This window comes from Treponema sp. R6D11, assembly GCF_054786075.1.
In genome coordinates this window covers 1-635 of the sequence record NZ_BDHD01000669.1, presented here as the reverse complement: position 1 = coordinate 635, position 635 = coordinate 1, and the positions used below count along the sequence as shown (strand labels likewise).

Annotated in this window: 1 protein-coding gene; it reads left to right on the top strand. The window is 39.1% G+C overall.

The features are described 5' to 3' along the window. The coding region (locus ACYVTD_RS15385; RefSeq protein WP_461248574.1) for an insulinase family protein at positions 1 to 583 on the top strand (583 nt) is incomplete at its 5' end. Positions 584 to 635: the final 52 nt, after the last annotated feature.

Below are 635 nucleotides of genomic sequence, written 5' to 3'. Positions count from 1 at the left end.
GTTTCAGGGAGCGTCTACAACGTCGGACTTAAAAACGCTTTTTCAAATGGTGTATCTTTTCTTTACACAGCCACGACTTGATGAGAAGGCGATTTCTGCAATGCTTGATCAATACAGAACAACTCTTAAACATCAAAATGACGATCCTGAAATTGTGTTTTCACGCGAATTAACAAAAACAATTTACAATAATCATCCGCTTTTTAAGCCTCTTGAATACGATGACATTGCAAAAGTTTCAATAAAAGACGCTGATGATTTCTTAAAACAGTGTATTAATCCCGGCGATTATACTTTTGTTTTTACAGGTAACGTCAATCTTAATGTCATAAGAGAATTGTCAGCCGAATATATCGGCTCTATTCCTATTTCTACACCGATGAACAAATGGAATAATCCTGGGTTAAAGCGTCCCACTGAAGGCAGAAAAACAATTAACAAAGGAAAAGCCGATCGCAGTATCGTTTTCCTCGGCTGGTTTGCAAATGGTCCTGCCGACTTTAACGAGCAAAGAAATCAAACTTCGGCGGTCAATTTTGGCGGCTTGCGGCTCTCTAAAAATCGCCTTTTTTTTTTCCGCTGATGGAAGATTCTCCACTTCCGCCTTCGGAGAAATTAAAAAAACCTTGAAGTCG